Genomic DNA, 25,280 nt, shown 5'->3' with positions numbered 1-25,280 from the left:
TTAAATATTATAGAGAATTAATTTCATTTCTTGACATCTTGACATGAACGAGTTTTTTGTACACGATGAAACATGTCATAATTTTCATGGTATAAGTATAGGAAAAATTTACAACGAATGATGTAGGGAGTCGCAGGGAAATGAATTGGATACGGTCACGTATTTTTTGGAAAATTTATATCATTAATTTAGTCGTTATTTTTGCTTTGCTAGCTTTAATGTTTATGATTGCTCGGATGTCTTTGCCTCAAATCACAAAAGAGCAATATCGCCACATGACGGATAAAACCGTTTTGCGAATGAAAGAACAAATTGTTCAAATTGCTGAGGATTTAAATAAGTTTGAGCAATACGTGCAAGACGATCCGCATTTTCGGGTTAATGATGCCAAGCAATGGTCAAAAGGGCTTGAACATATTATTAAAATTTCTCCTTACATTGATAGTGCTACAATATTAGATTCGAACGGATATGTGAAAGGGTTTTATCCTAAGGACTTGAGGCATCTATTAAACTATAACTTAAGTAAGCGTGAATACTTCCAACAAGCGCTGCGAACGAAAAAAGCTTACTTCAGCGATGTCGTCTCCGCTGATACAGGACGTTATTTACTCGTCATTTCTGTTCCTGTTTTAAATGAACAGAATGAAGTGGAGAGAGTCGTCAACTTATCGATGCGAATTGAACAAAATAATCTATTTCGATCCATTGTTCGAAGTTTTCAAATTGGTGAACATGGCTATACGTTCATCGTCGATCGCAATGGGAACATTATTTCTCATCCATCGAAAAAGAGAATCGGCGATAATGTTGCTGAAAATGCCGTTGTACAAAAATTGCTTCGAGGACAATCAGGCTATGAAGAAGTCGTCAATACAGAGGGAGTGGCGATGCTTGCTTCCTATGCGTATATTCCGATTTTACAATGGGGTGTTGTTGCGCAAGTGCCTGTTTCGGAGATTTATAAACCTTATGCGTTGTTTGAAAAGGCACTTTGGTTTGCTTCTATTGCTGCATTTTTCATTTTATCGCTTTTAACAGCGCTCTATGCCCATCAAATTGTTCATCCGATTCGCCGGTTGTGTGATGTGGCAGAAGCAGTCGCAAAAGGAAAAAAACATGTTCGCGCAGACGAAACTGATCGAACGGAAATTGGTATACTCGCAAAGCGCTTCAATTACATGATTGATTCTATTCAACAGTCGGAAGAACTGTTGCGAAAATCGGAAAAACTAGCGGTTGTCGGTGAATTGGCGGCGGGGGTTGCCCATGAAATCCGCAATCCATTAACATCACTGAAAGGGTTTATTCAGCTTTTAAAAGAGGGAGAACGCAATCAGACGTATTTCGATATAATTGAAGCGGAATTAGAGCGATTAAACGAAATTGTCGATGAGTTTTTATTGCTTGGCAAGCCGCATCCAACAAAAAAAGTATACAGCCGCGTATCGGAAATGTTACAACATGTGATGAAGCTTCTCGAAGGACAAGCGCTATTGCATCATGTGACGGTTCAATATTTCGTTGATGAACAACTTCCGCTGCTTTATTGTGACGAAAATCAATTGAAACAAGTGTTCATCAACATCATCAAAAACGCCATTGAAGCGATGCCAAATGGCGGAATATTACGGATCGAAGCGAAACAACGACTAGATTCGATTCTCATTTGCATCACAGACGAAGGCTGCGGCATTCCGAAAGAGCGAATGGCCAAGCTTGGTGAACCGTTCTACAGTACCAAAGAAAAAGGGACAGGATTAGGGTTAATGGTGAGTTTTAAAATCGTGGAAGCGCATGGTGGCAAAATGAAGATCCATAGCGAAGAAGGAAAAGGAACGACCGTGTGTTTGATTTTTCCGATTTCCTCAAAGCAGGAGGACTGAGTGAAAGGATCAGTCCTTTTTCTCTTTTTAAATTATCATTTTAAATTATCATTCACGCAACAAAAATTTGATGTGGGCATAAGGCGAACAGTACCTGGCACTGTTCAACAATTTTAATATAGAGGGATTCTGCTCCAAGGGTCGAATAAATAATAGTAGAAAAAATCTTTGGTGGATACTTTGCATGGATATTCAAATTGTGACAATGTCATCTTTAAAAATAATTGGAATGGGTTGGACAGGACCATATTCGCAAGGATATGAGATTCCAAAACTATTTGATCAATTTGCGGCACGAGAGAAAGAAATAGTTAATCAAAAAGATATTGATTATTCCTTATACGACGTTTGCGCTGCCGCTGTCGATCTGGCTGTTAGTGATCTTTTTCCGCAAAATCCCGTTTGATTTGGAAGAGGCGGCGAAGATAGACGACAGGGCGACGCAAATGCAAACGTATTTTAAAGTCATTTTGCCGCTCGCTGTGCCGGGGTGTTTACAACGTCCATTCTCGTCTTCATTGCGGGGTGGAATGAATTTTTATTTGTCTTGACGATCAATACGGCGGAAAACTATAAAACCGTCCCGGTCAGCATTGCCATGTTCCGAGGACAGTATACGATTCCTTGGGGTGAAATTTCAGAGGCGACGGTTGCCGTTACGATTCCGCTTGTCATCATGGTGCTCCTGTTCCAGCGCCGCATTGTGTCCGGGCTGACGTCTGGTTCGGTGAAAGAATAATGGAAAAGCAAAAAGGATGCCGTTGTGCGTGCATCCTTTTTTGATTAGGCGTGGGGGCATTGATTCGAAACACAAAACGGCGAACGTACTGTTCTATCGGCGGCTCATTGTTCATATGCTAATGACAGGCGTCGGAAAAGAGAGTGTTTTCAAGGAAAAGGTTTATCCTAAATATACAGAAAATTGTTAAAATTAATTTCACTGCGTACTTCAAAGGGGGTGGGAGTGGATTGATTTTATTGACGCCAAGTGAGGAGGTGACCCAAGTTGCGTTTTGACCGTCCTTTTGAAGAGTATGCCGTAGGTGAGCGCCATCGTTCGCGCGGGCGGACGATCACCGAGACGGACATTGTGCAGTTTGCCGGCGTTTCGGGTGATTTTTATCCGTTGCATATGGACCGGGAATACGCGCAGCGGACGCAGTTTGGCGAACGCATCGCCCACGGGATGCTGACGCTGTCGGCGGCGACCGGGCTGTGGGTGATGGAGCCAGGCATGATTCTCGCTTTTTACGGCATTGACTCGCTCCGTTTTGTCCGCCCGGTGAAAATCGGCGATACGATTTACGTCGAATCAGAAGTGAAGCAGCTGACGGAACGGGGCGAAACGGCAGGGCTGGTCACGGTGCATCAACGCATTGTCAATCAACATGGGGAAACGGTCGTCAACGCGATTGTGCACGTGCTTGTCGCCCGTGAAGGCAATGGATGAACGGATTCCGCCATAATGGGAATTGTCGTCAAGGATGTGATCCATAGCGGACGGCAGTTTTTTCAGGAGGAAGCCGCACTTTTTTTGAGAGCGTTTTCATTAGAAGCGGGCAGCAGAGCCGCTCCCGATGAAAAACAAAGCATTATCATTCATTTTTCCGCTTAGTGATGATGGTCAAAAAGAGAAGGAGGAGTGCTCATGGCGATATCGATGCTCGATCCGGCCGAATTAAAGCGCCAAAAAAGGCGGGCTGCGATATCCAGTGTGGTCGGCACGACGATTGAATGGTATGATTTCTTTCTTTATGGGACGATGGCCGCTCTCATTTTTCCGCAATTATTTTTCCCGCAAAGCGATCCGTATGTGGCGCTCATGCAGTCGTTTACGACGTTTGCGTTAGGGTTTATCGCTAGACCGGTCGGCGCGGCCATTTTCGGCCATTTCGGCGACCGGATCGGCCGCAAGGCGACATTGGTCGCCACGCTGCTTTTAATGGGATTGGCGACGGCGTTCATCGGCTTTATGCCGACATACGAGCAAATCGGCCTATGGGCGCCGGCGCTGGTGACGGTGCTCCGCCTCATTCAAGGCATTGGGGTCGGAGGAGAGTGGGGCGGCGCCATTTTAATTTCGATGGAGTGGGAAGAAGGGAAACGGCGCGGTTTTATGGCTTCGCTGCCGCAAATGGGCGTGCCGTTCGGGCTGTTGTCTTCTTCGCTCGTGACGACGCTCATGCTGGCGGTTGGTGGCGACAGCTTTCATGCGTGGGGATGGCGCGTTCCGTTTCTGATTAGTTTTCTTCTGGTCGCTGTCGGATTGTATATCCGGCTGAAAGTATTTGAGTCGCCACTGTTCCAAGAAGCATTGGCGAAAGAAGGAACAAGCAAGATGCCGGTCGGCGAAGTGCTCGCCAAACATCCGCGCGAAATTGTATGGTCAGCGCTCGCGCGGGTGATCGAAAACGGATCATTCTATATTTTTGTCACGTTTATTGTCAGCTACGGCACGACATTTTTGCAGATGGAAAAAAGCATTTTCGTTAACACGACAATTATTGCGGCGATCATCAATGCGCTTTCCATTGTATATTTCGGCCATTTGTCCGACCGGTGGGGGCGCCGCCGCATTTACATGACAGGCATCATTTTGCTCATGCTGTGGGCGTTCCCGTATTACTGGCTCGTGAATACGAAAAGCGTTGCGCTCATTTTCTTGGCGACGATCGTTGCCATGCTGTTCCACGGCATGCTGTACGGCCCGCAGGCGGCGATGATCGCGGAAAACTTCCCGACGCGCCTCCGCTACAGCGGTGCCTCGCTCGGCTATCAGCTGGCGTCCATTATCGCCGGCGGGCCGGCGCCGCTCATCAGCACGTGGCTCTTGCATACGTACGGCAGCGCGACCTCGATTTCGTTCTATATCGTCGTCATGGGGTTGATTTCGCTGGCCGGCGTGAAAATGCTTCAAGACCGCGCCCACCAGGCGATCGATTGAGCGGGCACGCTTCCGAATTGGCAAGGCGCCCCTGCGTTCGTGCAGGGGCGTTTACCCATTGCCGCGCACAAACCGTTTCGCATTGCATCAACAGCGAAGGATGTCCCAAAAGTGTTCGCATAGCGTTCGCCTTTGGAACACTTTTTTGAGCAAAAAAGAAGAAAACCGTTCCTCTTTGGGTATCATAGAGTCACCACAACCCTACCAAGAAAGAACGGTTTTCTTATGTACGTTTATTACATAACCGAGATCAACTCATTTTGCCAATGAATCTTGAAATTTTTATTCCCAAACCTCATCTTTGCCGGATCGTGGATCTGGCCGTGGAAAAAAATCGATCCGGCTCTGTTTGCTTCCCTTTATCCCGGCGGCGGGCCTCCTGCCTATCACCCGAAAATGATGTTGAAAGTCATCCTGTATGCCTATGCCAATCGGATCTACTCCTCTCGCCAAATCGCCAAGCAGTTGAAAAAGTTTTTCGAAAACGGATAGGGATGCGACCTTTATGCAGATAAAGGATGACCACATGAAAAACGACCAGCTAAAACTAGGATACAATGTACAAATGGGAACGGAAAATCAATTTATCGTTGGATTTAGCGGGCATCAACGGGCGGGGGATGCCAGATGTTTCATTCCGCATTTGGAGCAATTGTCCGCCTATGGACGCCCAATGCCCAAACGAGCCATTGCGGATTCCTCCTATGGGAGTGAGGAGAACTACACGTACTGCGAGAAAAAGAAGATGGTCGCACTGATCAAGTACAACACGTTGGACCGGGAACAAACGAAAGCGTGGGCGAAGGAGATCGGCCGAATCGAGAACATGACGTATGATGAGGAACTGGATGAGTGGATTTGCGCCAAAGGGGAACGGTTGGTGTTTGTGTATGAACGGAAGGAAACGACCGACAACGGGTACGTTACCGTCAAAACGGACGTATCGTTGTACGGCTTGTGCCTAATGCCTGTTTCAAGCGGCATGCGCCAAAGGCAAAGACACGAAAACCATCCACGTTTCCTTGAAAAATCAACAACAACGGCAAGAGATCCGTAAACGGCTGTCCACGGAGGAAGGGGCAGCGACGTACCGAAAACGAGCCGGTGTTTGGGCAAATCAAGCACAACCAGCAATTCCAGCGCTTTTTGTTAAGAGGGCTCCCAAAAATTACCGTAGAATGGAGGCTTATTTGTGCTGCCCACAATTTGAGAAAGTGGGCGGCAACCACCGATCCAACAAAGAAAAAAAGCATAAAATTCAGAAATAAGGAGAAATTCTCGTTTCAAAAAAGGAATAAATAACCAAATAGTAAAGAAAAGAAACAGAGGCTGTCCCCAAAAGGTCGGTTTAACGACCTTTTGAGACAGCCTCTTTTATTGTTCATCAGTCCATGTTTTGCACAAATCTGCTCACAACATTTGGGCTTATCTTTTGTCGAAAATTCAATATAATGAACAGTAAGAGGAGTCTAGATTCCATCTTAATGAGTATGATTGTTTGCACAATGGAAGTGAAGGAGCGCTCCAACATGATACTCAATGCCCGTTGTGTCCAAATTTTGAATATGTTGCTTAGTTCTTCCACACATGTCACTGCAGACAAGCTGGCTCAGTCCTTGCAAGTTTCAAAGCGAACGGTTTACTACGATATCCAAAAAATAAATGACTGGCTGCGAAGCCAAGGTTTTTCGCCGCTAAAAAATGTGCGCGATCTCGGTTTTTATTTGGACGATCAGATCAAAAAGCAAATGACGAAAAAATTGCAAACGCTACAACCGATTCGACATTACGAGTATTCCTCAGAAGAAAGAAAAGCATGGATTGGATTATTGATTTTTAGTCGTAATCACTCGATCTTTTTGCGTGACTTTTTAGAAAAGCTTCAAGTGAGCCGAAGTACCTTATTAAACGATATCAAGGAACTTAAATCAGAATGGCAACCGTTTCAATTGCAATTAGCATTTCATCGCAAACAGGGATACTTCATCAAAGGCGAAGAAACGCAAAAACGGAAAGCCATCGTCTATCATGTCGCACAGCTTTTGGCAACGGTTGGCTATGAACGACTATATTCTGAACTGTTTAGAGGGCACACGTCATCGATCAGCGACATTATTCGCCAATCGGAAGCTTTTTCTTCCATTCGTTATACGAATGACGTTATTCACACATTAACCATCTATCTTTCTATTTTTATAAAACGATGGATTCGTGCTAAATACATTCAAATGGATGAGCAGGAAAAAGAAGTGCTGCGGTCGACTCGGGAATACAAAACGACTAATTATATAATTGTTCAAATTGAAAACGCTTTCCAACTCAATATTCCTAAAGATGAAATTTGTTATCTCACAACCTACCTTTTAGGTTTAAGAGTCACAGACGATAAGCAAATCGATCAAAGCAATGAAATCGCCATTTTAAAACAAATGGTCAAAAAACATGGTCGATGATTTTCAAACGTACGCTTGTGTGCAATTCAAACATCGTGAAGAGTTGGAAAAAAATTTATTGATTCATATGAAACCAGCTTATTACCGCTTAAAATATGGTCTTCATTTGCAAAATGAATTAACCTAATCTGTCAAAGCAAATTATCATGATATCTTTACTCTAACGAAAAAAGTTGTTCATCATGTGGAGAACGTCGTCGGTCAATCCGTAAGCGATGATGAAATTGCTTATATCGCAATGCATTTCGGTGGATGGCTTGACAGAGAGGGGGTATCTGTCCATAGCCATCAAGTTAAGAATTTGATCTTTTTTCAGCGCCAAAAACATGGTATCCTTTCTAACGAAAATCATCGTTGGAAAGGATTATTTTTTGATGGCAAAAAAGATGAAGGCATGGATAAAAACGATTCGTCAACTCTTCTCCTCTGAAGAACTGACCCGTCTGGCACGGAAAGTCGGATTCATTCAGCGGCAGCGTTCATTAACAGCGGAAGCCTTTCTGACGCTATGTGCTTGGGGAGACGGATCGCTCGCCTGTCAGTCGCTTCAGCGGTTGTGTGCCGATTTGGCGCTCTGGCATGATTGCTCTCTCTCGAATGAAGGACTGAATCAGCGGTTTACGCCTTGTGCCGTGGCGTTTTTAAAAGAGGTCTTTTTTACTCTCCTGATGCATCAACGTCCGGCACTCTCTTCCATCACCGAGACGTATCGCGCTTGTTTCACCCGTCTGCGGATCTTAGACTCTACCAGTTTTTTACTTCCGGCCGACTATGGTGAGGACTATCAAGGTTCGGTTTCATCTGGCGCCAAAATCCAATTTGAGTATGAGCTGTTATCGGGCACCTGTCTTCAGCTGTGCGTCCAACAGGCCAATGATTCCGATGCCCGCTTTGCTTATCATACCCAGCACACGATTTTACCGAATGACCTTTGCATTCGGGATCTGGGGTTTTTTTCACTCGCCACGCTGGCGAAGATCGATGCTCGAGGTGCTTATTATATTACCCGGTTGCGTTCCGATATCAAAGTCTATATTAAACAGGACGGGGAGTGGCACGAATGGGATTGGGAATCGATAGGAAATCGATTGGGCGAGGGGGAAGCCGTGGAAGTGGAACACGTGTATATCGGACACCAACGCCTGTATGTTCCGCGTCTGATTTTTCGCCGTCTCACAGCGGAAGAATGGGAAAAACGGCTGGCGTACGTGCGGAAAAAGGAAAAAAAGAAAGAGAAGGCGCTGTCACGCCAAACCCTTGAACAAAAGAAATATCACATCTTACTGACCAATTTACCACAAGAATCGTTTGATGCGCAACAAGTTTATGAGCTGTATTCGCTGCGCTGGCAAATGGAGCTGTTATTTAAGGGCTGGAAATCCTTATTTGACCTTGACCGTGTCAAAAAGATGAAGAAGGAACGATTCGAATGCCACTTATATGGGACATTGATTGCCATTTTAGTCACGCAGACTCTTCTGTTCCAAGCCCGAAGGTATTGGCATCAACGGGAGGGAATCGAGATCAGTGAATGGAAAGCGCTTAATATCCTCCAATCGTATTGGCATTGGTTTCTTTTGCATCCCCAAGCGATGGAAACCGTCCTTCCATCTCTCCTGTCTCTGTTAAGGAAACACGCGAGGAAAGACCGAAGGAAAGGAGAGGAAACGGTATCGGATCTTTTAAAGAAATTGGGGATATGGTAGTGTGGGTTATGGATATAAATGCCAAATAACCCTCTTCTTGAGGGTTATTTGGCATGCCCAGCATTTGGTTTTCTCTTCATCCTTTGATTGATTTTTCGAACATGCGTATCATCCTAAAAAATTTTATACCGCTAACTTGACGGGTATGGGAAGGAGTGGAGCCTCCTCCATCCCCCGTTTCGGAGTCAGGCCCAACCGTTCTTTCACCACTCTCCATATGGTGGGCAACGTATACTGAAAATAGGGGAGAAGAAATGAAGGCAACACGGCCACCGTCCTCCTGCACTCCGGGCAGCGATACCGAGCGATCCAAATGCGATAAGACTGATGCGACGTCACGGCATTTCGTTCGTAGTACCCATGGCGATAAAGAGGTCGTTTTGCCTGGCAATGAGGGCACCGCTTAAGAAGGGGAAAGTCGTTTTGTTTTCCCCGCTGGGCATATGTCTGGACATCGACCTGAAAGTCATGAAACCGAATCACGTCCTCGTCCCCCCTCTGGAAATCACCCATGTCCCATTCCGAAATAATTCACAAAAAATTTAGCACATTCTTTCGGAAAGGGGGAGAGGGATATTCCGAAGGAATGTGCAAAAAAGAGTCTTTTTTGTGCGGAAATAAAATGATAATTTACAGCTAAAGGGTAGTTCATAATCAGCTAACTCAAGAACCTATTTCGATTCTCTTTCGATCTACTCAAAGTGGTGCCATTCGATAAATTCTGTATAACCTAACTAATTGGAGAACAGTTATACTTTTGGGATTGGTGCGCTGCTAACATTCGAATTACTACTTCCTGAATTTGTGAATAAATGTATGTTCATGCTTTGAAAACACTTGAATCGTTAAATGCATAAATGTAAAACATTCGGCGAAATGAAGTTTTATCTTTCCGCTAGTGATGCATATTGAATCATAGGTACCTATTCTTTTTTCGGTTTTTTGGTAGTGATATAATCAAATTGAAAGAACAAGTTGAGGTGATGGAGATGGAATGGCAGGAAGTGCGTTCACTGTATCCGAACCAATTTGTGAAATTACAAGTATTGAAGTCTCGTTTACAGGGGGATCAGGAGATCATTGAAGAGGTGGCTGTCATTGGAACGGTTTCGGATGAGGACGCAACTCGTGAGTTACTGCAATCAAAAGGGGATCAGCTTGTTTATCACACTAGTCACAAGGAGATTGTCTTAAAAGTTCGTGGAACGATTGGCCTGAGAGGGAAATTTTGTTATGCAGATTGAATATCGCGATGGGTTATTGTTTACGTCGATAGAAATTGTTTGTCGAGGAAGGTCCAAGTTGATTGATAATATGGTCATTGATACTGGTGCTGCCAAAACACTGATTTCTCAAAATGCAGTAGAGGATATTGATTTGCGAGTAGAGATGGGCGATCATATTGTTACTTATTATGGAATCGGTGGAAAAGAGCACGCATTTACGAAGAAATTGGACTCTATTAAATTAGGTTCTTTTCAACTCAGAGAGTATGAGGTTGATTTTAGTGGGATGGATTATGAAGGGATTAATGGTTTGTTAGGATTAGATATATTGCTAGACGCTGGACTTGTCCTAGACCTAGCCAAATTAGAAATGTATCGTTCCGGTCAAAAATAAAGAATAGTGTCCGTGCGTTGTGATCCGAAAGGAATCCGTGCCACTGTGCATTACCCGAAATACGTCGAAGTGCGGTAGATATCAGTAAAGAGAGCCTTTGACAAAATCATCCGGCTTTCTTTTGATTTATATTCGGAAAATTCTGCTTAAAATTTTTGTTTTTCCTCCTTTAATATATAAAAACCCGTCCCTACATATAGGGACGGGTTTGTGCCCGCGCTACCACCCTTATTCCGCATATGTAAAAATCATGCGGCTCTCCATCACGTACAATCATACGCATTCCATTATAACGGTGGACAACCCGTCAAAGCTTACTATGTTTCAGCTTTGCATCTCAGAGATGATCTTCGGATAAGGCCTGGACATCGGCTTTCACCAAACGCCGACTCTCTGTAGAACAGGACTCCTATCTTACTCTTCTCGTCATTGATTTTTATTATTTGAGGATAATTTAGTAGAGGAAAACTGAAATGTCAATATTTTTAGAGTTTATGCTCTTTTTGCAAAAAAAGATCTCTGATCTTCGTGTGGGCACAGGAATATTCCTGCTTATTAACTATGATGTGTCCGTGAAAAACTATATTAAAGCTCCAAGAGAATCAAGGAGATTTTCCAAGAGTGCTTGAAACGAGAATTCCTTTAGTTTCAAAAGCGGCGGATGTTACATATTTTGATGCGAACGGAGCCAACACGCTCGGACAAAAATAGGGTTCGTCAGTCTCGAGTTTGCTTGAATCATTTAAGAATGTAACGGAGGAGTTTCTATCTGTCATCGCTTAACTTACGACAGAAGTGTTTGAGATTCTATTTTTTTTGGTGTTTTTATGACATAATTCGACAGAATTTTTGGTACCGTCAAGAATTTTGTGTAATGTAATGGGGTAGGGTTTCTCTGAATTCAATTTTAGACATAGGTAGGGTTATTAAAAATCATTTCAATATTCATAAATAAATCCAATTTATCTCTATTTGGATTTGAATTCTACAACCCAAGTGTCAAATGAAATTAGTATACTATACCAAAGTGTTTCGAAGCACAACGATGACAAGTGCTTTTATCAAATCGATGTTGCTTTGCTACCCTTTTTCCGCAAAACTGGCATTTTCGATATTGCCTTTTTCTAGAGTTGATGGTCTTCATCAATAACTCAAGTATTTTCTCTTTCATTTCTTCTTCCTCAAGACTTCTTAAACTATCGAGCGGAGTGGAGTATTTTGGATAAATAGAAGGATAAGGAGCGGGCATGTACCCATCCCATTGAGTCGCTTCAAACCCGAATTCCATTTCCTCTGTTGTTTTACGCACATAAACTTCGATTTCTGGGGCATATTCAGGATTGTCGAGTTTGAAATAAAGGATTGTCTTATAAACTGGATCTGAGTCAAACTGGAAAAAGCTGAATTGTTCATTAATCCATTTCAATACCTTATCTTTATCTTTTGTATTATGTTTCATGTTTTACTCCCCTAGTCAATTCTCTATTGGATTTTATGCCTGAGTAGCCGTTCGGTCGCCCAAACAGAAAGCGAATTACGATGGTGTTCTTCTTATTGACTCCGGATGTTTTATTCTATTTTCTTAATGGCGCCAGCGACATCATAGTCCAAAGGGTCTAATTCTGTTGGTTTTCCGAGCACGAGCTTTGCCAGTTCAGAACCTAAGTAAGGACCAGCTGTCAGCCCGGATGCGCCTAATCCGTTGGCCACATAGATGCCTTTAAAACCTGGAAGCGCACCAAAGACCGGAAGAAACCCAGGAGTGTATGGACGAAAACCAACTCTTGTTTCAAGATGAGTACAATTTGCCAGCCCTGGAGCTACGGTTAAAGCTTTGTCTAATACTTCGTGCAATCCACCAGCCGTTATTCTGCAATCGAAGCCGACGTCATCTTCATGAGTGGCTCCGATGACAATACGGCCATCTTCAAAGGCAAGGAGATATTGATTATTTGGTGGCATGACAACGGGCCAATTGTCTGTATCCTGTTCTGGTCTTTCAAGGTGAACGATTTGTGCTTTTTGCGGCACTACTAAAAATTCAATGCCTAACGGTAGAAGCAGCTCTTTTGACCACGCACCAGCCGTTGCGATGACGGCATCTCCTACATATTGTCTTCCTTCTACTTCGACACCGATTACTTGTGCACCTTTATGGATAAGTTTTGCGTTTCCTCTGATATAAGCAGCCCCAAGTTTTTGCGCTGCCCGAACTAAGGAGTTGCGAAGTGCTCTTCCATTGACGCGAGCGGCGCCACTGACATGAATGGAGCTATACTCCTCTGCTAATGGTGGAAATAGTGCTTTTGTTTCCTCCGGAGACAATCTCGTAATTTCGCCGATTTCTGGTGCGTCCTCACGACGTTGTAATACTCTTTCCTTGATCTTTTGAAGCTTCTCTTCATCTGTATGAAGACAGATTGCTCCTACACGCTCATATCCCGTTTCCGTTTCACCATAGAATTTCAGTTCTTCGATTAAAGCAGGATAAAATCTCGCTCCGCCTTTCGCTAAACGATACCAACGCTTATTTCGACGCTGGGAAACCCATGGACAAACAATTCCAGCCGCAGCATCTGTTGCTTGGCCTTTGTCACCTCTATCTATTAATGTTACCTTTGCTCCTTCTTTGGCCAAGTGATAAGCGGTAGACGCTCCTAAAATTCCTCCTCCAACGACGATGTATGATTTCATAAAAAACACCTTTTCTATTTTTTCTTTTTCCATCATTAGAATAGCACATGATGAAGCGTTTGCGAAAAGAAGTAAGAGTTCATTTCTAAGGGGATCGTTCCCGGGTTAATTCTGCACTTTTTCACCGAAGCAGCAGGAGTATTCAGCAACGCCACAGGCGGCAGACGAGGCGCCCGTTTTTTGGGCATTTGCCAACGGAATTTTAATCTCTTTCTTACCAGCGCTCTTGCTCCCAGTCCTTGGCTCGTTTGGGTTTGAAGGGACGACGTTCGGAGATTCGGATTTTGAGATTTTGTTGGGATATTTAATTAAACTATTTTTGTAAACAGCTTCGTGTGCTTGATGCAAGAAGCTGGTTTCATGAACGCTTTGCCCGCGAACGCATTCCCGCTTTGATGGAGGTGTTGGAGTGGGTTCAAGATTTAGATAAAGAAATTATGAAAGAACAGTGTCTGGTGCTGTTTGCAAGTAATTCATATGCTATAATACAAAGAAATACAAACGTGCCAAAAGGGTGGCGTTTCGATTTGTCGATAAATGGAAATCTTTTTTTCACGCTCGAGGGAAGCAAGTTTTATTTTAATAGAGGGACTCTTCTACAAGGGTCGAATAAAAATAAATAGGAGAGAAACATGAGTAGAAGTCGAACCCTTTGATGATTTACCACTAAACGGTTATTCTCGGTTAACGAACATGAAAATAGTGATGAACAAAAGGAGAATGAAAACATGGCATTTTTGCAAAAGATAGAACCGTATGTCGTCAGTGGCGATCCGATCGTTCAGCAATTCGTTTTGCAAGCGCTCGAGGAATATCCACACGTTCCGAACGAGTGGACGGAGCGGCTAATCGAAAAGGCGGTGCGTTCGCATGGGAAACATAGAGCAATATTATGGGATTTGCGGAATCATTCGTTAAGCGAAAGGGCTTTGCTGCTGCTGATCGAAGGATTGAAGGGGGAAAAGGCCTGGGAAGCCCGTTCGTATTTCAACTTGTTGGACAATGTCGAGCCCGCATTGGCGGTCAAATATAAAGCAGAATTAAAGCCATATATTTCTAATGGGACATGGGAACTGTATGAGCTTCTGTTGCATGGAACAAAGGAAGAGGTATGGCGCGAATATGAGCGCATGCTGGCTTTGTTGGAGGAGAATGTTTCCTATAACGATTTGCAGTTTCGAAGAACGAAAAAAATTGCTGCCGCGCTTGTCCGGAATGGCTGGATGACCGAGGCGGAGATTGATGATATTTTGCAAGCAGAAAAAGAAGAATGGTTTTCGTTTGCTGGCGTTTTTGCCGTGTACGCCGCCGGACGATTGAAGCTAGAAAAGCACATTCCGCTGCTGGCTAGTTTGTTAGTCAAGGATGATGATATTCTTTTGGAAGAAGTTGTTCCGGCGTTAATTGGGTTTCAGTCGGATGCCGTTGTCAAGGCGGTTGCGCCGTATGTAGAGAAACAAGAATCCGTTATTTTTGCGATTTCTGTGCTTGCCAATACCAAATCCACGCTTGCCGTTGACGTGCTGAAAAACGCCTACAGACGGGAAATGGATGACGATATAAAGTCATTGCTGTTTGAAGCGCTTTGCCAACAGCTTTCCGAAGAAGCGCTGCCGGAAATTAACGAATATATGGGAAAAAGACGGAATGCTGCTATGATTGATACAGAGCTTATAGCATACGGTTTTTATCGGGTGATGGGGATCGAGCACCCGAATCTCGAGAAATGGGGACAAATAGCTCTCGAAAAAGAAAAGAGATATGAACAACTGCAACATCAACTCCCCCTGAAAGTCCCTTATCGCAACGTAAATAAAATCGGACGCAATGATCCGTGCCCGTGCGGGAGCGGGAAGAAATATAAGAAATGCTGCGGGGCATAGGGGAGAGAGGACGTTAACTTAAAAGGTTTGTTTTATCTCAAGTGGATCGCCCACAAATACGTTCAACCATCGAATGGTATTATGTCAAGAAAATAGACACGTGAAATCGAGGAAAATTTAAAAATCCTACTACCACATTTCTTTTGGTGGCCTCTTGAGAAGGAGAACGGTTTGGTAAACCCTTCCCTTCTCAAGAGGAAAGATGCCCCTTATATCGTGACTTGTGGAGAGATGCATTGCGGCTTTTGTCCTTGCTAATGAGCCGAATCAAGTGTGGGCGGCGGATATCACGTGTATTTGGACGAAAGAAGGATGGCTGTATTTAGCTTTGATCATGGATTTGTTTTCCCGTAATTGTGTCTATAATCTACACTAACATCAGTTAATTCAAAAGAAACCAAACCTCGAGATTGTCAAACTTAAAAGATCTCCAGTTCAACCAATTAATGAACTAGAGATCTAATTCAACCTAAGTACAAGGAGACAGGTTATCTAATGTTACGGTGAACCGTAACATAAGTAAGTGAGGTTGTTAACTTGTTAACAACAATAACCAATGTTAAGGATAAATAACAAAAATATTGTTATTTATCAGAATATTTATAATTAATTTGATATTTCGTTTTTAGAAGGAATATAAATGTAACATGGCCAATTAGTATGTTAGTTGTACAAAAAAGTTGATTATAGTATATATAAATCTGTAAACAATAATGATATACTATTAATTAAATAATGATATACTTATAATCAGATAGTGATATACTATAGATATGATTGTGCAGAAAAGATGTGTGGCGAGGACCCCGGATAGCTTTGACTTAGGCAGGTGCGCCTGCATCTTTTCTGTAAAATATTGGGGGTAAGGATGAGAAAAATGAGTAACAGACAAACTAGTACAGACGTTATCTTAATTGGTGCAGGAATCATGAGTGCGACTTTAGGGACACTGTTGAAAGAATTAGCACCGGAATGGGAAATTAAAGTGTTTGAGAAGCTCGACAAACCAGGAGAAGAAAGCTCTAATGAATGGAATAATGCGGGAACGGGGCATGCCGCACTATGCGAGCTTAACTACACACCTGAGAAACCGGATGGATCTATTGATATTAGCAAAGCTATAAGAATTAATGAACAGTTCCAAATTTCCAGACAGTTTTGGGCTTACCTTGTAAAAAACAATCTGTTACAAAATCCGCAGGAATTCATTAGACCGTTGCCCCACATAAGTTTAGTTCAAGGGGAAAATAATGTGAGATTTTTAAAGAAACGTTTTGAAGCGCTATCAAATAACCCATTATTCCAGGGAATGGAATTTTCTGATGATCCGGAAAAACTGAAAGAATGGATGCCGCTTATAATGGAAGGCCGTACATCGAATGAACCGATCGCGGCAACCAAGATCGACTCAGGTACGGATGTTAACTTTGGCGCTTTAACGCGCATGTTGTTTGACCACTTAAAGAGGAAAGATGTCGAAATAAACTACAATCATAGTGTTAAGGATATTCAACGTACCAGCGACGGCCTGTGGGAATTGAAAGTGAAGGATCTCAATAGCGGTTCTGTTGAAATCCATAAGGCTAAATTCGTATTTATTGGAGCTGGCGGGGGAAGTCTGCATTTGCTTCAAAAATCTGGTATTCCAGAAGGCAAACATATTGGTGGATTCCCTGTAAGCGGATTATTTATGGTATGTAATAATCCAAAAGTTGTGGAGAAACATCATGCAAAAGTTTACGGTAAAGCTAAAATCGGTGCTCCTCCAATGTCTGTTCCGCACCTTGATACACGGTATATCGACAACAAAAAAATGTTGCTCTTTGGACCGTTTGCAGGTTTCTCGCCTAAATTCTTAAAAAATGGTTCAAATATGGATTTGTTTGCTTCCGTAAAACTGCACAATCTCGGAACTTTGTTGGCGTCAGCTTTTAAAAACTTTTCTTTGGAAAAATACTTGATCCAGCAGCTTATGTTAACGAAAGAAAAGCGCATGGAAGAGTTGCGCGAGTTTGTCCCGACGGCTAAATCAGAGGATTGGGATATAGTCGTCGCGGGCCAACGTGTGCAAATTATCAAAGATACTGAAGCTGGCGGTAAAGGAACGATTCAATTTGGCACGGAAGTTGTTAGTGCCGCAGACGGCTCGATCGCTGCATTGCTCGGCGCTTCTCCTGGTGCTTCTACTGCCGTACACGTAATGCTTGAGGTGATTAAAAAATGCTTCCCACAGCATATGAAAGAGTGGGAACCGAAAATTAAAGAAATGATTCCTTCTTATGGTGTGTCACTAGTGGAAAACCCAGATCTTTTCCAAGAACTTCATGCTTCAACAGCAGAGACGCTCGGTCTAAACGAAAAAGAACCGGTCTCTGATGTAAGCGAAAAAGAACTGGTTTATAGTTAATTCTTTGGATGCAGAAACAAAGATATTGAATGAAAAAGTTTAAACAACACTTTTCATCAATGGACAATTATTTTTATGATAAAGAGATTGAAAAGTCAATGATTATAAAACAGAGGTAATATATAAAAATTACAGAATAATAGAATATGATTGAAAATAAAACATAGAACCTTTGATCCATCTTTGGATTAAAGGTTCTTTTTTTCGAATTCGCAGTTAGAGAAGCTGCGGTGAACCGTGTTACAAAAAATAGGAGCAAAAAATGCTTCATGTTCTACTCCCTAGGTCAATTTATCTTTGTTTATATAACTGTACTTGATACAAATAAACAAAAAAGCGAGACATAAACCAGACACCTTGGCTGGATATTTGCCGCCAAACCATTCCCACAAGGAGGCCCATGCCTCATGATAGGCTGCCACATGGGGACAACAATCGCTTGTGGATGATGAACAGTTGCTTTTTCGGCGTTCCAATATGTGTTTCGGCGGCATCAGAAGTCGTCAGGTATCAGTAAAATTACGCTCGTCATCGGAATGATGCAAAGGTTCCTTTTCTTTTTTATTTTTTATGTTATAAGACGGCTCCTTGCGGAAATCAGGACAAGGAGTGCTTCAGAAGCAGCTCCTTGCATGAAGGAAAGAGCGGTTTTTCAAGGATTTCCCACAGAATCCGTCTTATGTTTGTTGGGTGTAAACAAGGCGCTTATGTTTTTCTAATAAACTACGAAACTTTTACATCAACCTGTTCTGGTGCATCCTGTTTCTTGCTGAATTTGCTTAAAACGATTCCTAAACCTGTACCGACAAGTGACGGCACGATCCATTCTAACCCAACGGATGAAAGAGGAAGAATATCTCTTATGGTTTGAAGTGGACCCAAGTCCAAACCAAATGCGTTTAATCCGCCAATCACGGCAAATACGCCAGTAAATAACATGGCGCTTCTGTATACTTTTTTCGAATTCTTAAAGAAACGGTTAAAAAAGGTAAGGGTGATTAATACCATTGTCAATGGATACGCCGTGACAAGGAACGGCACTGATACTTTAAGTATTTGGTTTAATCCTAAGTTTGAAAGAGTGAAGCCTACTAGAGTAACGGCGAATACTACTGATTTATAACTTGCTTTTGGAATGAGATTTGAAAAATATTGGCCGCAGGCTGCTGTTAATCCCACCACTGTTGTGAAACAAGCTAACGTAAAAATGAACCCAAGCAAAGCTGTGCCGCTTTGTCCCAATAAAAGCGTTGAAGCAGAGGACAGGATATCCGCGCCGTTTTCAAACGGCCCGTTTGCAGCCATTTTTCCTCCAATCAATCCAAGACTGACGTATACTAGCGCGAGCAATACCCCTGCAATCATACCGGCTTTCAAAGTATATTCTGTTAATTTCTTACTGTCTTGCACTCCTCTTTGTTGAATGGAGGTGAGAATGACAATTCCAAAGGCCAATGCGGCTAAGGCATCCATTGTGTTATATCCTTCAATGAACCCTTTAAAAAATGCTCCGGTTTGATAGGCTTCTGATGGCGATTGAAGCGGTGCATCCAGCTTAACAAACCCAACTGCACACAAGATAACCATCGATAAAAGCAAGATCGGAGTGATCCAACGTCCCATGTATTTTTCCATTTTGGAAGGGTTTAAGCTTATCACATAGACAAGGGAAAAGAAAATAACCGTATATAAAAATAAGGACAAAGATGAGTTCTTCCACGATTCGCTAAGGAAAGGTGTAACGCTCATTTCATACGCAACAGTTGCATTTCTCGGAATGGCCAGAAATGGTCCGATACATAGATAAATAATAACCATAAAGGCTATGCTGAATACCGGATGAACACGATCCCCGATGGTTTGAACACCGCCCTTTACGAGAGAAACAGCAAACAGCACTATAAATGGCAGGCCAACGCCGGTAATAATAAATCCTGACATGGCCAGCCAGTAGGAAGTACCGGATTCAGCACCTAAGAATGGCGGGAAGATTAGGTTTCCTGCGCCAAAAAACATCGAAAACAACATCAATCCAATCGATAAGGTGTCTAATTTTTTCAAAGTAATCTCTCCTTTATTGTTTAGAATATATAAAAACCCGTCCCTACATATAGGGACGGGTTTGCGCCCGCGTTACCACCCTTATTCCGCATATGTAAAAAGTATGCGGCTCTCAATCACGTACAATCATACGCATTCCATTGTAACGGTGGACAACCCGTCAAAGCTTACTATTGTTTCAGCTTTGCATCTCAGAGATGATCTTCGGATAAGGCCTGAACATCGGCTTTCACCAAACGCCGACTCTCTGTAGATCAGGACTCCTATCTTACTCTTCTCGTCATTGATTTTTATTATTTGAAGATAATTTAGCAGAGAAAAACTGAAATGTCAATATTTTTAGAGTTTATGCTCTTTTTGTAAAGAAAGATCCTTGATCTTCGTGTGGGCACAGGAATATTCCTGCTTATAAATATCATGTGTCTATGAAAAACTAATAATTTTATAAATAATAAAATTATTCATACTAGAAAGCATTTTTCATTACACTCAACTTTTATTTTTTTATAATTTGATTAATTCTGATAGATTTACTTGACTAAAGGGGGCATGGCTAAGACTTCTACCTTGTTTAAAGTTTTCGATAAAGGAAAGTGGGAATCTGCGTCAAAGCCAATATCTCTATACGAAAGAGGGGATATACTATATGGCAAAGATAGTTATGCATATGCAGAAGAAGAATTTAAACACTCACGATAAGGTGGAGGTATACGGCTTGATCAAGAAGGAAAATGTTTATCTTGATGGTGTCGAGGTCCATCGTGTCACTTTTGAAAAGGAGGCGAAATGGTCCAAAGGTCTGAAGCCGTATGCTGCGACGGAGAGTTGTCTACTCCCTCACGTCGCCTACGTGCAGTCGGACCGTCTAAAGGTCGTCATGGATGACGGATCTGAGGAGGAGTTCTGTTCAGGAGACATCATGATGTTGCCCTCCAGGTCACGATGCATGGGCGGTTGACGACGAGGCATGCGTATTCATTGAGTTCTCGGCTGGCACGAACTACTACACGGACTAACCTTCATGATAAGAATCACAGAATGCTGGCATACACGACTGGTTGCAAACTTCGCTTGATGTGCAGTTTGGTGCTTTATTGAAAAATGAGAGACAGCGATGTTGAAGCAGCCGCATTGTGATCTGAAAAGTAGACAGTATAAAATTGGTTAAGCAGGAGGAATCAGAGCCGTTTAACCCTGATTCCTTTTCTTTTCTCGCCTTTTCCAAATTTCTATGATGGGTGGATAGTCCAATTATCTATTTAATACTTTTTCCAAATGTTTAACCGTAGGTGTTAAATTGGCAAGGAAGTAAGATTCTCTTAATCTGCGGGATGGATCGCTTTGTTGTAAGTAGCCGGCTCCTCCATGATGTAACATTGAACCATGGACCGCTTTTAAAGTGAGATAAGTAACGTTTAAACGGATTCGATAGAGCAATAGATTATGTGTAGAAAACTTATGAGGAATCGCAAAGTTTTTCCCTTTTAAATCTTTTACGCTGTGAATATTATGGGAAGTCACAACGACATTTCCATCTCTGTGTCCTAACGCCACTGCTTTTAAATCAACGCCTTGTTCTTTTGCTTTCATCGCCAATTCCACAAGCACGCTTGCTCCATCAATCCGTCCTGTATTCAGTGCATCCATCAGTTCAGGCCATGAGCCGAATTTAATGAGTTCGAGATTAAAATGCCGGGACTGGCCTTTTTCTAGTTCTTTTTCTATATATAGGGGTAGGGCGTGGGTAATCGGCAAGTATCCTATTTTAATGGTCCGCTTTCCGTTTGTGTTGGAATGAGCACTATTGGAATTACAAGCGGTTAGGCTAAAAGCTACTGTCATGATGAATAAAGAAATCATAAGTTTCCTTAATTTTTTCTTCATGAAAATATGCCTCCTTTATTATTATTGCGCTGTATAACTACACTATCTAAAGATTCGGTCAATTTTGTGTGTATAAGAGTTTATGTACAACCTTGGTTAAGATTAGTTAAATATTATAATCGATGGGAGGGGTCGGACGATGAAAATGAAATTCTTCAAGAATAATCTTTCGGTAATATTGGAAGTCGCTGTGACTTCGATCTCTAGGCCTTGGGGTGTCAATTTTTAATTCTCTATGGATTCGGCCGGGATTTGCGCTCATGATCAACACCCGATCTGATAAATATACTGCTTCGTCAATATCATGGGTCACAAGAATGATGGTTGTCTTTTCTTTATCTTGAAGACGCAAGAGTTCGTCTTGTAAATAATAACGGTTAAAAGTGTCCAGTGCGGCAAACGGTTCGTCCATTAATATTACCTGAAGAAGCAAACCATCATCCGTTCATTTCCATTGATTATAAGTTAATCACGGTAAAGATTTCGTCTTGGCGAGCGAAAGGACTCACGAAGCTCGATTTCGAACTGGCGAAAAAATATGATGAGGTTTACGACAAAATGAAATGATCAACGCAGAGTAAGAGGGGAAAGCAATGCTTTTGAAATGGATTCGATGTGAAGTAGAGGAAGAGAAGAAAGCTTTGTTTTCCGCCGCGCAAGAAAAATGGCGCGATTTGAAAGGATGCCCTGGTTTTCTCGGGCAAATTGGCGGCTGGAATATTGCAAAGCCGCAAGAAGCGTGTATATTGGCGTTTTGGGAAAATCTTGATTTTTATCAATCCTTTATGAGTGATAAACATGACGAAATTTTTGAACGAAGCAGGCAAGAAGGGACGTATTACAAAACTAGTTTAATAGAAGAATTTGTTGAAAAACTTATTTCCCATGAAAAGCTAATGCCAATCGAGATACTCCATTCATCGCAGGATTTTGTATTGACTGGAATCCTAGCTTTTCTTTTCGTGTTCGTCCTGCTGGCTTGGAGGAAACAAAAAACAAATAATAGGTAAGAAAATACAGAAAATTCATTGACTTTTATGGGCAAAGAAAATATCCTAATTATAAAGTTTGAAAAGCAGAGGAGAGATGAGTGATGAGTTTAGTTCAGCAAAGAAGAGGTTATTTCGGAGAATTTGGCGGAAGCTTCGTGCCGCCAGAGTTGCAGGAAGCGCTTGATTATTTGGAGGAGCAATTTCTCAAGTACAAAGACGATCCAGCGTTTAACGATGAATTTAAGTTTTATTTAAAGGAGTATGTCGGCCGTGAAAATCCGCTTACATTTGCGGCTCGGCTCACTGAACGTTTAGGCGGGGCGAAAATCTATCTAAAGCGCGAAGATTTGAACCATACAGGTTCGCATAAAATTAATAACGTCATCGGACAGATTTTGCTTGCAAAACGAATGGGGGCGAAACGCATAATTGCCGAAACCGGGGCGGGACAACATGGTGTCGCCACCGCGACGGCTTGCGCGATGTTTGGCATTGATTGCACCATTTATATGGGCGAGGAAGATACAAGACGCCAGGCATTAAACGTGTTTCGCATGGAGCTTTTAGGCGCAAAAGTCGTTTCGGTATCAAAAGGACAGAGAAGATTAAAGGATGCCGTCGATGAAGCGTTGAATGACTTTGTTCAAAACTATAAGGATACGTTCTATTTGCTTGGTTCAGCGGTTGGACCTCATCCGTATCCAAGTATCGTTAAACATTTTCAGTCTGTTATAAGCGAAGAAAGCAAACGGCAAATTTTAGAAAAAGAAGGACGTTTGCCTGATGTCGTCATCGCTTGCGTTGGCGGTGGAAGCAACGCGATTGGCGCGTTTGCTCATTATATCGATGAACCAAGCGTGCGCCTGATTGGCGTCGAGCCGGAAAAAGCGGCGACACTTACCAAAGGTGTCCCGGCCGTGCTTCATGGGTTTAAATGCTTAGTATTGTTGGATGAAGAAGGAAATCCTCAGCCGACTTATTCGATTGCCGCCGGTCTTGACTATCCGGGAATTGGTCCTGAGCATAGCCATCTGAAAGTATCCGGACGTGCCGAATATTATACGGTGACAAATGAGGAAGTTCTTGAAGCATTCCAGCTTTTGTCGAAAACGGAAGGGATTATTCCAGCGCTTGAGAGCGCCCATGCGGTTGCTTATGCAATAAAATTGGCACCAACATTGGATAAAGATCAAATTATAATCGTTAATCTTTCAGGGCGTGGCGATAAAGACGTTGAGCAAGTGTTTCATATGTTAAAGTAAGAAATACAAACGCCGCCAAAAGCGCGGCGTTTCAACGATTTTGTCAAACGACAGAATCGTTTTTTTTATGATATATGCTGAGAAAATAATTAAGAAGAAGCCGCTTCCGTACTACTGCCAATCTAACCTAGAGATTCAACAAAATCGTTAAACTTATGAATCTGTGATTTCTGTTAACGTGTCTGGCCATCGTTTTTTAGAGACGAGCGTTTGAAGAAAACGAGGTGAGAAGAATGAAATTTTTTCTGCTTTTTGTTCTAGGAGTATTCGCTGCTCTTTTTTTCTTCGGCTTTCTGTCAAATACAACGAAAACACATAGAGAAAATAAAAGAAGAGGCAGCGAAGTGCTTCCGCCGTTTTATCATGATACTTCATCCAGCAATGATCACAACGATTACTGCGATTTCAGCGGCGATGGCGGTGGAGATAGTGGAGGGGGAGGAGGCGATTGAACGTTCATCAAATGGTATTGGTGGACCCTTGCAACACTTCGCAAGCACCATGCAACCCTTTTTTGAAATCAATTGACTTGTGAGTCAATATTTTTTATAATTGGATTGACTGGTAAGTCAATTAACACAAAGCCGCCCGAAGGAGTGGGAAGTATGAAAATTGTAGACGTCAAGAATTTGACCAAGACGTATAAAAAAAACAGGGGAATAAAAAACCTTACATTTTCCATTGAAGAAGGGGAAATTTTTGGTTTTATCGGCCCGAACGGAGCAGGCAAGAGCACAACCATTCGAACACTTTTAAATTTCATATATCCGACTAGCGGAAGTGCGACTATTTTCGGAAAGGATATCATCAAACACTCAAAAGAAATAAGACAAAACGTCGGTTATCTGCCGTCTGAAGTCCATTATTATGATGATATGAAGGTGATCGATTTATTAAAATACTCCGCTGGCTTTTACAAAAAATTTGATTCAAAGAGAATGAAAGAACTGGCAGAAAGACTTGACTTGGATCTTAATAGAAAAATTGAGGATCTTTCATTTGGAAACCGAAAAAAGGTTGGGATTGTCCAGGCGCTTTTGCATGAGCCAAAACTTCTAATTTTAGATGAACCGACAGGTGGACTCGACCCGCTAATGCAAAACACCTTTTTTGAACTTCTTGCGGAGGAAAGAGAGAAGGGGGCAACGATCATTTTCTCCTCCCATATTCTTTCTGAAGTGCAAAAAATGTGTGATCGGGTCGCTATTATTAAGGAAGGGGAGCTTATTAAAGTAGAAACGATTGAAAATCTCACAAAGAACAATTTGAAAAATATCACGATTACTTTTGACCAATCGGGACCAATCGACTTCAATCTGGAAGGAGTAGTTAAGAAAGAGGTAAACGGCAATGAAATGACACTGCTTTACAGCGGGGATATGAAGGCGCTTCTGCATAAATTAAATACTCTGCCGGTTAAGGATCTATTAATCGGAGAACCGACTCTTGAAGAAGTATTTATGCATTACTATGAAAAGTGAGGGAAGG

Annotated in this window: 21 protein-coding genes, 8 pseudogenes and 2 other annotated features; of the genes and pseudogenes, 23 read left to right on the top strand and 6 right to left on the bottom strand. The window is 42.4% G+C overall.

The window, feature by feature from the left end; genetic code table 11:
• Nucleotides 1-140 precede the first annotated feature (140 nt).
• The 11 genes and pseudogenes from QSJ37_RS04255 (at nucleotide 141) to QSJ37_RS04210 (ending at nucleotide 8,989) form a co-directional block, all read left to right on the top strand.
• Nucleotides 141-1,886, top strand: a complete 1,746-nt coding sequence (locus QSJ37_RS04255) for a cache domain-containing protein (RefSeq protein WP_285753989.1) — start codon at nucleotides 141-143, stop codon at nucleotides 1,884-1,886.
• A 184-nt stretch (nucleotides 1,887-2,070) separates the two neighbouring features.
• Nucleotides 2,071-2,292, top strand: a complete 222-nt coding sequence (locus QSJ37_RS04250; RefSeq protein WP_153016841.1) for a hypothetical protein — start codon at nucleotides 2,071-2,073, stop codon at nucleotides 2,290-2,292.
• Nucleotides 2,213-2,625 (top strand): annotated as a pseudogene (locus tag QSJ37_RS04245) (carbohydrate ABC transporter permease); the annotation flags it as partial. The gene QSJ37_RS04250 and the pseudogene QSJ37_RS04245, both read left to right, overlap by 80 nt.
• Before the next feature lie 267 nt (nucleotides 2,626-2,892).
• Nucleotides 2,893-3,336: a MaoC/PaaZ C-terminal domain-containing protein gene (locus tag QSJ37_RS04240; protein WP_285753985.1), complete on the top strand. Its 444-nt coding sequence runs from the start codon at nucleotides 2,893-2,895 to the stop codon at nucleotides 3,334-3,336.
• 15 nt (nucleotides 3,337-3,351) lie between these two features.
• Nucleotides 3,352-3,501, top strand: a complete 150-nt coding sequence (locus QSJ37_RS04235) for a hypothetical protein (RefSeq protein ID WP_285753983.1) — start codon at nucleotides 3,352-3,354, stop codon at nucleotides 3,499-3,501.
• 33 nt (nucleotides 3,502-3,534) lie between these two features.
• Nucleotides 3,535-4,830 carry an MFS transporter gene (locus QSJ37_RS04230; protein WP_285753981.1) on the top strand — a complete coding sequence of 432 codons (1,296 nt, stop codon included), beginning with the start codon at nucleotides 3,535-3,537 and terminating at the stop codon, nucleotides 4,828-4,830.
• A gap of 273 nt (nucleotides 4,831-5,103) precedes the next feature.
• A complete protein-coding gene (locus tag QSJ37_RS18040; protein WP_483313578.1) occupies nucleotides 5,104-5,322 on the top strand; it encodes a transposase in 219 nt (72 codons plus the stop codon).
• Nucleotides 5,303-6,132: pseudogene (locus tag QSJ37_RS04225) on the top strand (transposase); the annotation flags it as partial. The gene QSJ37_RS18040 and the pseudogene QSJ37_RS04225, both read left to right, overlap by 20 nt.
• Nucleotides 6,133-6,359: 227 nt before the next feature.
• Nucleotides 6,360-7,283, top strand: coding sequence for a BglG family transcription antiterminator (locus tag QSJ37_RS04220; protein ID WP_285753979.1), 924 nt, complete (start codon nucleotides 6,360-6,362; stop codon nucleotides 7,281-7,283).
• Nucleotides 7,273-7,713: pseudogene (locus QSJ37_RS04215) on the top strand (PRD domain-containing protein). The gene QSJ37_RS04220 and the pseudogene QSJ37_RS04215 overlap by 11 nt, the downstream one beginning before the upstream one ends.
• Nucleotides 7,658-8,989: an IS4 family transposase gene (locus QSJ37_RS04210; protein WP_285753977.1), complete on the top strand. Its 1,332-nt coding sequence runs from the start codon at nucleotides 7,658-7,660 to the stop codon at nucleotides 8,987-8,989. The pseudogene QSJ37_RS04215 and the gene QSJ37_RS04210 overlap by 56 nt, the downstream one beginning before the upstream one ends.
• Nucleotides 8,990-9,136: 147 nt before the next feature.
• Here QSJ37_RS04210 and QSJ37_RS04205 read toward each other — a convergent pair.
• A pseudogene (locus QSJ37_RS04205) lies at nucleotides 9,137-9,472 on the bottom strand (DUF6431 domain-containing protein); the annotation flags it as partial.
• A gap of 506 nt (nucleotides 9,473-9,978) precedes the next feature.
• Between QSJ37_RS04205 and QSJ37_RS04200 the strand changes: the two are divergent.
• Nucleotides 9,979-10,233: a hypothetical protein gene (locus tag QSJ37_RS04200; RefSeq protein WP_015863711.1), complete on the top strand. Its 255-nt coding sequence runs from the start codon at nucleotides 9,979-9,981 to the stop codon at nucleotides 10,231-10,233.
• Entirely contained in the window at nucleotides 10,223-10,609 is a 387-nt protein-coding gene (locus QSJ37_RS04195) for a retropepsin-like aspartic protease (RefSeq protein ID WP_285753970.1), read from the top strand. Before QSJ37_RS04200 ends, QSJ37_RS04195 begins: the two co-directional genes overlap by 11 nt.
• Nucleotides 10,610-10,804: 195 nt before the next feature.
• Nucleotides 10,805-11,048, bottom strand: a binding site (T-box leader).
• 570 nt (nucleotides 11,049-11,618) lie between these two features.
• On the opposite strand, the gene QSJ37_RS04190 is transcribed toward QSJ37_RS04195, so the two are convergent.
• Both QSJ37_RS04190 and QSJ37_RS04185 read right to left on the bottom strand, forming a co-directional pair.
• Entirely contained in the window at nucleotides 11,619-12,068 is a 450-nt protein-coding gene (locus QSJ37_RS04190; RefSeq protein WP_285753968.1) for a hypothetical protein, read from the bottom strand.
• A gap of 110 nt (nucleotides 12,069-12,178) precedes the next feature.
• The gene (locus QSJ37_RS04185; protein WP_285753966.1) at nucleotides 12,179-13,303 is read right to left on the bottom strand and encodes an NAD(P)/FAD-dependent oxidoreductase; all 1,125 of its coding nucleotides are present in this window, start codon (nucleotides 13,301-13,303) and stop codon (nucleotides 12,179-12,181) included.
• A gap of 87 nt (nucleotides 13,304-13,390) precedes the next feature.
• Between QSJ37_RS04185 and QSJ37_RS04180 the strand changes: the two are divergent.
• The 4 genes and pseudogenes from QSJ37_RS04180 to QSJ37_RS04170 all read left to right on the top strand — a co-directional run.
• Nucleotides 13,391-13,628 (top strand): annotated as a pseudogene (locus QSJ37_RS04180) (PTS transporter subunit IIC); the annotation flags it as partial.
• A 403-nt stretch (nucleotides 13,629-14,031) separates the two neighbouring features.
• Nucleotides 14,032-15,186: an SEC-C metal-binding domain-containing protein gene (locus tag QSJ37_RS04175; protein ID WP_285753964.1), complete on the top strand. Its 1,155-nt coding sequence runs from the start codon at nucleotides 14,032-14,034 to the stop codon at nucleotides 15,184-15,186.
• Between the two features lie 262 nt (nucleotides 15,187-15,448).
• Nucleotides 15,449-15,547, top strand: a pseudogene (locus QSJ37_RS17930) (DDE-type integrase/transposase/recombinase); the annotation flags it as partial.
• Nucleotides 15,548-16,015: 468 nt separating this feature from the next.
• Nucleotides 16,016-17,593 carry a malate:quinone oxidoreductase gene (locus QSJ37_RS04170; RefSeq protein WP_285753962.1) on the top strand — a complete coding sequence of 526 codons (1,578 nt, stop codon included), beginning with the start codon at nucleotides 16,016-16,018 and terminating at the stop codon, nucleotides 17,591-17,593.
• A 723-nt stretch (nucleotides 17,594-18,316) separates the two neighbouring features.
• On the opposite strand, the gene brnQ is transcribed toward QSJ37_RS04170, so the two are convergent.
• Nucleotides 18,317-19,654 (bottom strand): branched-chain amino acid transport system II carrier protein, encoded by a 1,338-nt coding sequence (gene brnQ, locus QSJ37_RS04165; protein ID WP_285753960.1) that lies wholly within the window; start codon nucleotides 19,652-19,654, stop codon nucleotides 18,317-18,319.
• Nucleotides 19,655-19,702: 48 nt separating this feature from the next.
• Nucleotides 19,703-19,947 (bottom strand) — a binding site (T-box leader).
• Nucleotides 19,948-20,300: 353 nt separating this feature from the next.
• Between brnQ and QSJ37_RS04160 the strand changes: the two genes are divergently transcribed.
• Nucleotides 20,301-20,612: a cupin domain-containing protein gene (locus tag QSJ37_RS04160; protein WP_285753958.1), complete on the top strand. Its 312-nt coding sequence runs from the start codon at nucleotides 20,301-20,303 to the stop codon at nucleotides 20,610-20,612.
• Between the two features lie 293 nt (nucleotides 20,613-20,905).
• On the opposite strand, the gene QSJ37_RS04155 is transcribed toward QSJ37_RS04160, so the two are convergent.
• The gene (locus QSJ37_RS04155; protein ID WP_285753956.1) at nucleotides 20,906-21,538 is read right to left on the bottom strand and encodes an ABC transporter substrate-binding protein; all 633 of its coding nucleotides are present in this window, start codon (nucleotides 21,536-21,538) and stop codon (nucleotides 20,906-20,908) included.
• A 106-nt stretch (nucleotides 21,539-21,644) separates the two neighbouring features.
• A pseudogene (locus QSJ37_RS04150) lies at nucleotides 21,645-21,962 on the bottom strand (ABC transporter ATP-binding protein); the annotation flags it as partial.
• On the opposite strand from QSJ37_RS04150, the pseudogene QSJ37_RS04145 reads away from it, so the two are divergent.
• The 5 genes and pseudogenes from QSJ37_RS04145 to QSJ37_RS04125 all read left to right on the top strand — a co-directional run.
• A pseudogene (locus QSJ37_RS04145) lies at nucleotides 21,956-22,105 on the top strand (4a-hydroxytetrahydrobiopterin dehydratase); the annotation flags it as partial. The pseudogenes QSJ37_RS04150 and QSJ37_RS04145 overlap by 7 nt on opposite strands.
• 26 nt (nucleotides 22,106-22,131) lie before the next feature.
• On the top strand, nucleotides 22,132-22,548 hold the full coding sequence (locus QSJ37_RS18035) for a YdbC family protein (RefSeq protein ID WP_483313577.1): 417 nt from the start codon (nucleotides 22,132-22,134) through the stop codon (nucleotides 22,546-22,548).
• 83 nt (nucleotides 22,549-22,631) lie between these two features.
• Entirely contained in the window at nucleotides 22,632-23,792 is a 1,161-nt protein-coding gene (gene trpB / locus QSJ37_RS04135) for a tryptophan synthase subunit beta (protein WP_285753954.1), read from the top strand.
• 233 nt (nucleotides 23,793-24,025) lie between these two features.
• Entirely contained in the window at nucleotides 24,026-24,244 is a 219-nt protein-coding gene (locus QSJ37_RS04130; RefSeq protein ID WP_062755323.1) for a hypothetical protein, read from the top strand.
• Between the two features lie 153 nt (nucleotides 24,245-24,397).
• A complete protein-coding gene (locus QSJ37_RS04125) occupies nucleotides 24,398-25,273 on the top strand; it encodes an ABC transporter ATP-binding protein (protein ID WP_062755321.1) in 876 nt (291 codons plus the stop codon).
• Nucleotides 25,274-25,280: the final 7 nt, after the last annotated feature.

Source organism: Parageobacillus sp. G301 (assembly GCF_030268025.1).
GTDB lineage: Bacteria > Bacillota > Bacilli > Bacillales > Anoxybacillaceae > Parageobacillus_B > Parageobacillus_B toebii.
This window is presented reverse-complemented; position numbering and strand designations above follow the sequence as displayed.